Below are 10536 nucleotides of genomic sequence, written 5' to 3'. Positions count from 1 at the left end.
CTTTCGGGGGTCAGTTCACCTCCCCGGCCGGGCTTTTTATCTGATCCCGCCATGAGGAACTTCGCAATAGCAGCCGCGTTTATCGCGAAACAGGAGTATCGATCATGCGTATCAAGATGACTCTTCTGGCGATCGGCTATGTCGCCGTCAGCGCCCTGCTGCTTGCCATCGCTCATCAGCCGCAGGGGCCGGTGACCACTGGAAAGACCGACCGGATGGCCGGCTCTTCCTTCCTGGTCGAGCGTTTCGCCGGTTGATCGACCAAGCCCGGCTCAACAGAATGAAAGCGCCGGCAGGCCGGCGCTTTGAAACAGACGTAAGTTGATATCAATGCGGGTCGCCTGCAGAGGGGCCGCCCAGCAAAATCCGGTTCTGCACCGTATCCACGCCCTCGACGGCGCTGGCGATCGCGGTTGCCCTTTCGATCTCGCCGACCGTGCCGACAGTGCCGGTCAGCACGACCTGGTCTTCCTCCATCGTCACCTCAACATCCGATGCGTCGATGCCGCCGGCGATCGCCAGCGCATTGGCAACGGCCGCCTCGACGGATGCGCGGTTGGCGATCTCAGCTTCTATTTCAGGCTCGAGCCCATGAAATGTCGGCTCCTTGAAAACCATGTTCCGTTCCTCCTTGAAACCTCAGGGAGAAACGCCATCGGCCCCGTTTGGTTTCGTGCCGCTACCAGCTGACGCGATAGCGCAGATTGACGCTGCCAGCCTCATCCGGCGAAAACGGATTGCTCACCGAAGCATCGAGATTGAGGTTCGGCAGGATGGTCTGGTTGACCGCCACCATGCTGGAGAAGTCGCCGCTGGCGTTGGTGACACCCGCCCGCGCCGAAAGCGAGGTTCCCGTCCAGGGATAGATCAGTTTCAGCGCCTGCGACGCCGTCACCGAGGACTGCCTGGCATCGACCGGGTCGTAACGGACGCTGACGGAGCGGCTCGATTGCATGTCGAGCGAATCCGACAGGATCCAGCTGCGCGAGCGGCTGAGCATCAGCGCGCCGCTGCCTCGCAGCGTATCGACGCTGATCCTGGCGCCCTGCTGCGACTGGCCGGCCGGGGTGACGGTCGTCTTGCTGATCCTGCCCCAGAGCATCGCCTGTTCGGAATCGGGCAGCAGCGCTCCGCCTTTGGTCGAGGCAAGGGCGAGATCGGCGCCGGCGCTGGTTTCCCACTCCGCCGGCAGGCGAAAACCCATCGTCGCCTTGTAGGACCGGTCGGAGAGCTTGGCCGGCGACCAGATCACCAGATCGTCCGCCTGCGCCGCAGCGGCGACAAAGGGCAGGATGGAGAAAAGAATGCATGCAATTTTGAAGGTCGTCATGAGATCCGATCGTTTTTCGCGACGGCGCATATGAAGTGTTCGCAGCGAACACGCGCGGGAACGGGCCAAGCCGCGATTCCGGTTCTTCTTTGGTTCAATCTTTGGCCGGAGGCCGTCGGCACCGAAGCGCCTGTTGGACGCCGCAGCATCCGTGAATTGCCTGCGATCGTGAACGGCCGCGGCAGATCCCGATTCGCTCGGGAATGTTATGAGGATCACATCCCGGCGGCGCCCTGTAAACCCCTTGAGGGTTGAAATCTGCTGCACCGCACACTTGCCGCTCCCTCCAAAGCCTAGTAGAGCCAGAGCTTAACGAGAGAGATTTTTCGCGAAATTCCATGATGACCGGCAACCCCGCGCCGCGGCGCCTCAGCATCTTCGGCTCGACCGGATCGATCGGCCGCAACACCCTCGATGTCGTCGACCATCTGGGCGGGCGGGAGAACTTCGAAATCTCCGTGCTGACAGGCAACGGCAATGTTGAGCTGCTTGCCCGGCAGGCCAGGTCCTTCGGCGCGCGGATGGCGGTCACGGCGAACGACCGGCATTACCAATCCCTGAAAAACGAACTGTCGGGCAGCGGCATTACGGTCGCCGCCGGAAAATCCGGCCTGATGGAAGCGGCGGACCGCGAAGCGGACTGGGTGATGGCGGCGATCGTCGGCACGGCGGGCCTCGCGCCGACACTCGCAGCCGCCCGCCGCGGCGCCGATATCGCCCTTGCCAACAAGGAATGCCTGGTCTCGGCCGGCGATCTCTTCATCAAGTCGATCCACGAAGGCGGCGGCAGGCTGCTTCCTGTCGATAGCGAGCACAATGCGATTTTCCAGGTGCTGGAAGAAAACCAGCGCCATGCCATCGAGCGCGTCATCCTGACTGCCTCCGGCGGTCCCTTCCGCACCGCTTCTCTGGAAGAAATGGCCGGTGTGACGGTGGAAACCGCGCGCGCCCATCCGAACTGGTCGATGGGCTTGAAGATCTCGATCGACAGCGCCTCGATGTTCAACAAGGCGCTGGAGATGATCGAAGCCCGGCATCTTTTCGGGCTGAAGCCCGAACAGATCGAGGTCATCTTCCATCCGCAGTCGATCATCCATTCCATGGTCGGCTATAGCGATGGCTCGGTGCTGGCGCAGCTCGGCACACCGGACATGCGCACCGCCATCGGCTATGCGCTCTCCTTCCCGCCCCGGCCGAACCTGCCGGTCGAGCGGCTTGATTTCGCCAGGCTCGCGCGGCTGGATTTCGAGGCGCCGGACGAGCGCCGGTTTCCGGCCTTGCGGCTGGCGCGGCTGGCGATGACGCGCGGCGGTGTTCAAGGAGCGGTGCTGAACGGCGCCAAGGAAGTGGCGCTCGAAGCCTTCATCGAGCGGCGCCTGTCCTTCCTTGCCATGGCCGACATCACCGAAAGGGTCATGGACGATCTGGCCCACCTGCCGCCGGCCTCCGCCATGGACGATGTCTTCGTAGCCGACAGGCTGGCCCGGCAAAGGGCGGCCGAACTGATGAAGCTCGATGCCGCCGGCTGAAGGCCGCGCTTACCGCAGCCGGCCGCCGGCCTCGTCGAACAATCTGCAATCCGCCGGTTCGAACAGCAGGCTGACCTCTTCGCCCGCCGCGATGCTGACCGGCGAACGATGCTCGACCGTCAGCGACTGACCGTCGGCCAGCTGGCAATAGAGATATTGCGTCCCCCCGAGATATTCCGAGAAATCCACCGTCGCCGTCAGCTTGCCCTGATGATCGGACGCAACCTTCAGATGCTCCGGCCGCAGGCCGAGCGTCACCGCGCTGCCGGCCGGCCCCGCGGTTCCGACGAAACTGCTTTCGATGCGGGAGCCGGCGACTTCGACCAGGCCTGCCTCTCCCCAGCGGGCATTCAGCAGGTTCATCCGGGGCGAGCCGATGAAGCCTGCCACGAACGTATTGGCGGGATCCTCATAGATTTCCCGCGGCGTTCCGGCCTGCTCGACGCGGCCGTCCCGCAGCACAACGATCTTGTCGGCAAGCGTCATCGCCTCGGTCTGGTCGTGGGTAACATAGATCATCGTATTGCCGAGTTCGCGGTGAAGGCGGGCGATCTCGATGCGCATGGAAACGCGCAGCTCCGCATCGAGATTGGAAAGCGGCTCGTCGAACAGGAAGACGTCGGGTTTGCGCACGATCGCCCGGCCGATCGCCACCCGCTGGCGCTGGCCGCCGGAAAGCTGTCCCGGCCGCCGGTCGAGCAGATGGTCGATCTTCAGGATCGCGGACGCCGCCTTGACGCGCGTCTCTATATCGGCGGGGCTGGTGCGCGCCATCTTCAGCCCGAAGGCCAGGTTGTCGCGCACGCTCATATGCGGGTAGAGCGCATAGGACTGGAAGACCATGGCGATGCCGCGCCCGGACGGATCGAGATCGGTGACGATGCGCCCCTTGATCTCGATCTCGCCGTCGGTCACGTCCTCCAGGCCGGCGATCATGCGAAGCAGCGTCGATTTTCCGCAGCCGGAAGGACCGACGAAGACGACGAATTCGCCTTCGGCAATCGTCAGGTCGATCCCGTGGACCACCTGCAGACTGCCATAGCTTTTCCGCACGTCCTCGAGCACGACGCTCTTGTTACCCATACCGTTCGTCATCCCCAAGCGACCTACTTGCCCGACTGAACCCAGACGAGCATCTCTCCGGGCGTACGGTTGTCCCAGAGATGATAGGGCACGAAGCGCGCCGTGGCGACCTGCCTTGCAGCCGGCGCCTTGCGATAGAGCGGCGCGCCCCAGTCCGACGTTTCCTCGCGCTCGACTTTGAGATCGAGGGCGACGGCATCGTTGAGATCCTTCATCACGACGGTTTCGGCCGCCGGCAGTTCGCGCGGCAGGACGATGGCGTTCAGATCTTCGCCATTGTCCGTCGTTTCCACGCAATAGACGAGTGGGCCGCGCATCAAGGCGACGCGGCCGGCGTCCTGGCGCACCTTCGGATTGGCATATTGCGGGCGAAGCGCCAGCGGCAGGAAAAGCGCGATGCGGTCACCATCGGCCCACTCGCGATCGATCCGCGCATATCCCTGGCGAAGATGCGCATTAAGGTCGAGCATCGCCCCGTTGACGCTGAGGGTCGCGCCCTCCGCCCAATCGGGAATGCGGAGCGACAATGCGAACCGGGCCGGCTTCTTCAGCCTGGCGGTGAAGGCGACGGCGCCGTCCCAGGGATAGTTGGTGGCCTGTTCCAGTTCCACTTCCGCACCATTGGCAAGCTTCAGCCGGGCGGTGCTTTCGCCATAGAGATGCACGGCGACCTCATCGTCGGCCACCGCATACATGTAGGAACCGATCGACGTCACCAGACGGGCGATGTTGGGCGGGCAGCAGGGGCAATGGTGCCACTTCCAGCGATGATGCTTGCCGGCGCTTTCGAGCGGATTGTCGTAGAAGAAGGTCTTGCCGTCGGTCGAAAGGCCCGGCAGCGCGCCGTTGTAGAGCGCCTGCTCCATGATGTCGGCATAGCGCCGGTCCGGCCCGCGCCCGAGCATGCGGCTCGCCCAGAAGACCAGGCCGACGGAGGCGCAGGTCTCCGCATAGGCCGTGGCGTTGGGCAGGTCGTAATAGTCGGTGAAACCTTCGTTGGAGGCGGCCGGCCCGATGCCGCCGGTGATGTACATCTGCTTGGTGGTCAGATCGTCCCAGAGGGTTTCCAGCGCCGCCGTCAGGCTGTCGTCCCTATATTCTGTGGCGATGTCGGCCATGCCGGAATAAAGATACATGGCGCGCACGGCATGGCCGACGACCTTCTTCTGCTCGCGCACCGGCTGGTGCGCCTGCCCATATTCATAGGTCTTCTGATGATAGTCCGACAGGCTGCGGCCGTCGCGAACGGCCTCCGCCGTGAAGAAGTGCGGCTCGGTGCCGCGCTCGTCGATGAAGAATTTCGACAGGTCGAGATATTTCTTCTCGCCGGTGACGCGGGCGAGCTTGACCAGCGCCAGCTCGACTTCCTCATGGCCGCAATAGCCCGGGATCTGGCCTTCGCCATGGCCGAAAACCTTGATCATGTAATCGGCATAGCGGCACATGATGTCGAGCAGCTTGCGCTTGCCGGTCGCCTGGTAGTAGGCGACTGCGGCTTCCATCAGATGGCCGGCGCAATAGAGCTCGTGATGATCGCGCAGATTGGTCCAGCGGCGCGATGGTTCGACGCGCTGGAACCAGGCGTTCAGATAGCCGTCCTCGTCCTGCATCCGCTCATACATGTCGATGATCTCGTCGGCGCGCGCCTCCAGCGTCGCGTTCGGCCGGCGATAGAGCGAATAGGCGATGGTCTCGATCGATTTGCCGAGGTCGGAATCCCAGAACATCTGCGTCGTCCCGCCCCAGGGCTGGATGGGAATGACGACGCCGGGGCTCGGCTGGCTGACGTCGATCGCCTTCAGCATGCCGGCTTCGACGCAGCGGTCGAGCAGGGTCTCGGCGGTCGAATTGCAAACGGCGTCCTGCCATTTGCCCCAGAAGCCGCCAAGTTCGACATCGGGAACGGCGACGGGACGAAACTGGCGGTCATTGCTTGACTTGGTCATGGGCTCCACTTTCCCTAGGGGTCATTTCACGGCGCCGGCCATCAGCCCGCGCATGTAGTAGCGTTGCAGAAGCAGGAAGACGATCAGGCAGGGGATCGTCATGACGACGACACCGGCCTGCACCGCTCCCCAGTTGATGGCGCCGAGCCGCCCGGCGCGAACGGCCGTCATCAGCACCGGCAGGGTGTATTTCTCATTGCTGGAGAGCAGCACCAAAGCGGCGAGGAACTCGTTCCAGGCATTGAGGAAGGCAAAGATCGCGACGGTGGCAACGCCGGGAAGCACCAGCGGCAGCAGAACCCGCGCGAGCAGCCTCAGGTCACGCGCGCCGTCGATGCGCGCCGCCTCTTCGATTTCCTTCGGCACGGCATCGAAGGCGTTGCGCATCATGAAAACCGAGAAAGGCAGTTGCAGCGTCACATAGACGAGCGTCAGCCCGATGAGCGAATTGTTGAGGCCGAGCTTTGCGAGGATGATGAAGAGCGGCGTCAGGATCGACTGGAACGGGATCATCAGCGTGGCGATGATCAGCACGAAGAGCACATTCTTCATCGGAAACCGGTAACGCGAGAAACCGTAGCCGGCGAGCAGGCTGACGAGGACGGTGAGCACGACGGTGGCGACCGAAACGAACAGCGAATTGATCATGTGCCGCCAGATGCCGGCGCCGAAAGTATCGAGCAGCGCATAGGCATCGAAGCTGACGCCGGATGTCGGCCATGGCGGCAAGGGCGGCAGGCTGGATTCGGCGCCCGGCCGGAAGGAGGCAAGCAGCGTGATCACGAAGGGGGCGAGGAAGAAGATCGAGATCGCGACGCCGGTGAGATGATAGGCCGATTTCGCGCGGGCCGCCTTGCGTGCGCGCCGCTCTTTTGACGTGGTCATCAGCGTTCCTCCCCGACCCGCAGCAGCCAGAGCTGCACGATGCTGATGGCGACGAGGATGGCGAGAAGGGCGATCGAGAGTGCGGCGCCGTAACCGAGATTGAAGGAGACGAAGGACTGGTTGAAGATATAGTAGACCACCGAGATCATCTTGTTCTGCGGCCCCCCCGACGTCATGATGTAGAACTGGTCGAAGGCGAGGATCGAGCCGGTGACGGAAACGATCAGCGCCAGCGCGATCGTCTTGCGCATCAGCGGCAGCGTCAGATGCCGGAACCGCTGCCAGCGGCCGGCGCCGTCGATCCGGGCCGCCTCCGTCAGCTCGGACGGAATGGCCTGCAGCCCGGTCAAGAGAATGATCATGGTGAAGCCGGCGATCTTCCAGACGACCATCACCACGATCGTCAGGAAGGCCGTGTCGAAGGTGGCCAGCAGATTGGGGCTTTTCTCGACGAGACCGAGCGCTCTGAGAGCCGGGCCGATAAAGCCGCTATCGACATTGGCGAGCCAGACCCACAGCAGCGAGGCGGTCGCAAGCCCGACGACGACGGGCAGGAAGATGATCGTGCGATAGGCGCTGACGAACTGCCGCTCCTTTTCGACGAAGATCGCCAGCGGAAAGGCGACGGCGAAGATCGCGATGGTGACGATCACGGTGTAATAGGCGGTGAAATTCAGCGCCGCCATGAACCGCGTGTCGTTGACCATGCGGAAATAATTGTTGAAGCCGATCCAGCGGGACGCGCCCATCAGGGGCCAGTTGTGAAGGCTCATCCATCCGGTGAAGAGAACCGGCATGACGAAGAAGACGATGACCAGCGCCATGGCAGGCGCGATGTAGAGAAGGCCGCGCCAGTTCGATCTGCGCCGTCGCTTTCGCCGAGGCAATAGGATATCCGAACCGGAACCGGTCATCGAAACGCTCCGCATCTGACAATTTGAAATTGGCCGGGAAGCTGCCACCGCTCCCCGGCCGCGGCCGTGGGAGAGTTATTGGCCGCTATCGATGATCGATTGCATTTCCGACTGGGCGCTCGAAAACGCGCCGTCGACGTCGTCGCCGAAGATCGCGGCATTGGTGAAGGTCGCCCATGGGCCGTTCGCGCTGTTGATCAGGTCATTGAACTGCAGCGTATAGGGCGTCTTGGCGACGCTGATCGCCTTGAGACCGACCTGCATGCGCGGGTCGAGACCTTCCAGCACCTTGTCGGCGATATCGCCGCGCGTCGGCAGGCTGCCATATTTCGCCATGACCTTCTGGCCGTCCTCCGAATAGATATATTCGAGGAACTCCTTCACCGCGTCGATCTTCTTCGTGCCCTTGGTGATGACGAAATTGTCGCCGCCGGCAAAGGACGACGGCTTTCCGTCGACGCCGGGGATGAGGGTCACGCCGAAATTGATCTCGGGATGCTGGGTCACCAGCGTGCCGATGGCGAAGGCGCCAAGACTTTGCTGGCCGATCTTGCCGTTGGTAAAGGTCAGGAAGTTCGTGCCGTTGTCGCTGGCCGCACCCGCCGGCACCAGGTCCTTCTTGACCATGTTGCGGTAGATGTCGACAGCCTTGCGCATCTGGGGCGTATCGAGCGTCGCCGTCTTGCTGTCGGCCGACAGGATGTCGGCGCCGGCCCCCCAGACGAGCGGCGTGAAGGTGAAGATCATGCAGCCGCCGCAGCCGCCGCCGGAGAAATAGAAGCCGTAGGTGTCGTCACCGAGCGCCCGGATCTTCTCCGCATTGGCGGTGATTTCCTCCCAGGTCGCCGGCGCCTTCTCCGGGTCGAGACCGGCCTTCTTGTAGAGATCCTTGTTCCAGGCAAAGACCGATGTTTCCACAGAGAGCGGCAGGCCGTAGATCCGGTCCTGATAGGTGCCGAGTCGGACATGCGAGGGCGACAGCGAATTGAAATAGGGGAGCGACTTTGCCCAGTCCGTCAGATCTTCCAGCTGGCCGGCCGCGGCAAAGGCGGGATTGTAGATGAGGTCCATCGACAGCGCGTCGGGCGCCTGCCCGCCGGCAATCGCGGTCGCATATTTCTGCACCAGTTCCGAGAACGGCACTTCGGTCATCACGACCTTGTTCTCATGGCTGGAATTATAGGCTTCGACGACCTTCTTGAAGGCGTCGCCGATCCCCGAGCGAACCCACATTTCGACATTTTCGGCGGCCGATGCGGCCGACACGAGGCACAAGGTAGCGATGCCGGTCGCCGCCAATAGACGCTTGATCATGACATTCCTCCCAATATGGCGCATCTCCTCGCGCCCTTGTTCATTTCCTCATTGCCATTCCTGGGGGCCTATCCCCCGCATGACTGCCGGACGACGAGCCGGCAGGGCAATTTCCGCACTCCGGGCTCGACTGGCCGTCCTTCCGCAAGCGCCAGCACCGTCAATCCGGCCTGCCGCCCGAGCTCCTTCAGCTCCATATCCACCGTCGTCAGCGGCGGCCGCGTCTGGGCTGCGACAATCTCCCAATTGTCGAAGCCGATCACCGAAACGTCCTGCGGCACCTTGATGCCGCGCTCGCGCAGTGCATCCACCGCGCCGCGGGCGATCTGGTCGTTGCCGCAGAAGAGCGCATCCGGCTTTTCTCCAGGCCTCTTCCAAAGCTGCTCAACCGCGTCATGGCCCCAGCTTTCCGACCAGACGCCATAGAGCACTGGCTCGCGGTGACCCGCCACCTGATGATAGGCGCCGGCACGCTCCCGCACCGAGAAGAAGTCCTCCGGTCCGGTGACATGCGCGATCCGCCGCCGCCCGATCTTCGCCAGCCACTCGACGGCCAGTCTCGCGCCCTGTTCGTCGTCCGAACGAAACGTAACGCTGTTCTGCGTCCCCTCCGTGAAGGCGTAGACGACAGGCACATGCAAGTTCGACAGATCGACCGGCAGACGCCTGTCCAGGCGCTTTCCCGTCGCGATGATGCCGTCGACCTGTTTATCCAGCATCGCGTCGACATGGGTCTGGGCAAGCGCCGGATCGTCTTCGATGGCGCAGAGGAAAACCGAAACCCCATGATCGACGAGGGCGTCCGAAATACCCGCCATCACAGGCAGCGTGAAACGGCCGTAGGTGTCGTTCGTCAGCAGCCCGATGGTGAAGCTGCGCTTGCTGAGAAGGCCTCTTGCCAGCGCATTCGGCCGATAGCCGATTTCGCCGGCAATCCGCTTCACCCGCTCGCGCGTCTCCGCGCCCATCCGGCCGGTATCGTTGAGCGCCTTCGACGCCGTCGAGATGCTCACCCCGGCAGCGGACGCCACCTCATGGATGGTGATCCTGCCTCTCTTTCCTCCCGATATGTTCAGGCATGTCCTCCTTCTGAAGTTGACTGAGAAAAGCTTTTACCAACTTCACTGTCAAGTGAGAAAAGGTTTTCTCATACAATCCGGGAAGCCCGGCCGCAAAGGTGCCCGTGCGGTGAAAACCAAGCATACGGAACCTGTCGATCCGAAAGGCATGTTCCAGCGCGCCGGCGCCGCATGGCGCCGTTCAGGTGGAGAGAGATTTAGGACGAGGTCTTACGGCCGCAAAACAATCGCGGCCAGAACCCGATCGGGATTCTGGCCGCGATTCGAACCGGACGATATTAGAGAATCAGGCGACGTGCCTTGCCAGCGCGCAACGCGACCAGAGCGAATGCAGCGCCTCGACCAGATGGGCGATGTCGGCGTCCGAATGCAGCGGCGTCGGGGTGATGCGCAACCGCTCGGTCTTCTTCGGCACCGTCGGATAGTTGATCGGCTGGACGTAGACGCCGCAATTGT

General features: G+C 62.9%; 11 protein-coding genes. 2 read left to right on the top strand and 9 right to left on the bottom strand.

Annotated elements, in window-relative coordinates:
• Positions 1–104 precede the first annotated feature (104 nt).
• Entirely contained in the window at positions 105–257 is a 153-nt protein-coding gene (locus CO670_RS33205; protein WP_176539072.1) for a hypothetical protein, read from the top strand.
• Positions 258–327: 70 nt separating this feature from the next.
• Here the strand turns inward: CO670_RS33205 and CO670_RS31990 are convergent, their stop codons facing one another.
• The gene (locus CO670_RS31990) at positions 328–618 is read right to left on the bottom strand and encodes a BON domain-containing protein (RefSeq protein ID WP_097594016.1); all 291 of its coding nucleotides are present in this window, start codon (positions 616–618) and stop codon (positions 328–330) included.
• Between the two features lie 61 nt (positions 619–679).
• Positions 680–1330, bottom strand: a complete 651-nt coding sequence (locus tag CO670_RS31985) for a hypothetical protein (RefSeq protein WP_097594017.1) — start codon at positions 1328–1330, stop codon at positions 680–682.
• A 338-nt stretch (positions 1331–1668) separates the two neighbouring features.
• Here CO670_RS31985 and dxr point away from each other — a divergent pair, with 338 nt between their 5' ends.
• Positions 1669–2859: a 1-deoxy-D-xylulose-5-phosphate reductoisomerase gene (dxr, locus tag CO670_RS31980; RefSeq protein ID WP_097594015.1), complete on the top strand. Its 1191-nt coding sequence runs from the start codon at positions 1669–1671 to the stop codon at positions 2857–2859.
• Positions 2860–2868: 9 nt separating this feature from the next.
• Here the strand turns inward: dxr and ugpC are convergent, their stop codons facing one another.
• From ugpC to CO670_RS31945, 7 genes are all read right to left on the bottom strand, one after another.
• Entirely contained in the window at positions 2869–3954 is a 1086-nt protein-coding gene (ugpC, locus tag CO670_RS31975) for a sn-glycerol-3-phosphate ABC transporter ATP-binding protein UgpC (RefSeq protein WP_097594013.1), read from the bottom strand.
• Positions 3955–3965: 11 nt separating this feature from the next.
• A complete protein-coding gene (locus tag CO670_RS31970; protein WP_097594012.1) occupies positions 3966–5888 on the bottom strand; it encodes a glycoside hydrolase family 127 protein in 1923 nt (640 codons plus the stop codon).
• A gap of 21 nt (positions 5889–5909) precedes the next feature.
• The gene (locus tag CO670_RS31965) at positions 5910–6773 is read right to left on the bottom strand and encodes a carbohydrate ABC transporter permease (RefSeq protein WP_097594011.1); all 864 of its coding nucleotides are present in this window, start codon (positions 6771–6773) and stop codon (positions 5910–5912) included.
• A complete protein-coding gene (locus CO670_RS31960; RefSeq protein ID WP_088689237.1) occupies positions 6773–7687 on the bottom strand; it encodes a sugar ABC transporter permease in 915 nt (304 codons plus the stop codon). The genes CO670_RS31965 and CO670_RS31960 overlap by 1 nt, the downstream gene beginning before the upstream one ends.
• A gap of 75 nt (positions 7688–7762) precedes the next feature.
• A complete protein-coding gene (locus tag CO670_RS31955; RefSeq protein ID WP_097594010.1) occupies positions 7763–9001 on the bottom strand; it encodes a sugar ABC transporter substrate-binding protein in 1239 nt (412 codons plus the stop codon).
• 68 nt (positions 9002–9069) lie between these two features.
• Positions 9070–10032, bottom strand: coding sequence for a LacI family DNA-binding transcriptional regulator (locus CO670_RS31950; protein WP_088677612.1), 963 nt, complete (start codon positions 10030–10032; stop codon positions 9070–9072).
• Positions 10033–10366: 334 nt separating this feature from the next.
• Positions 10367–10536: aminotransferase class I/II-fold pyridoxal phosphate-dependent enzyme (locus tag CO670_RS31945; RefSeq protein WP_141502458.1), on the bottom strand; the 170-nt coding region annotated here is incomplete at its 5' end.

Origin of the sequence: Rhizobium sp. J15 (genome assembly GCF_002531825.1) — a bacterium.
Lineage (GTDB): Bacteria > Pseudomonadota > Alphaproteobacteria > Rhizobiales > Rhizobiaceae > Rhizobium.
The sequence above is the reverse complement of the archived record's forward strand: the minus strand, read 5'-3'. Positions and strand labels throughout refer to the sequence as shown.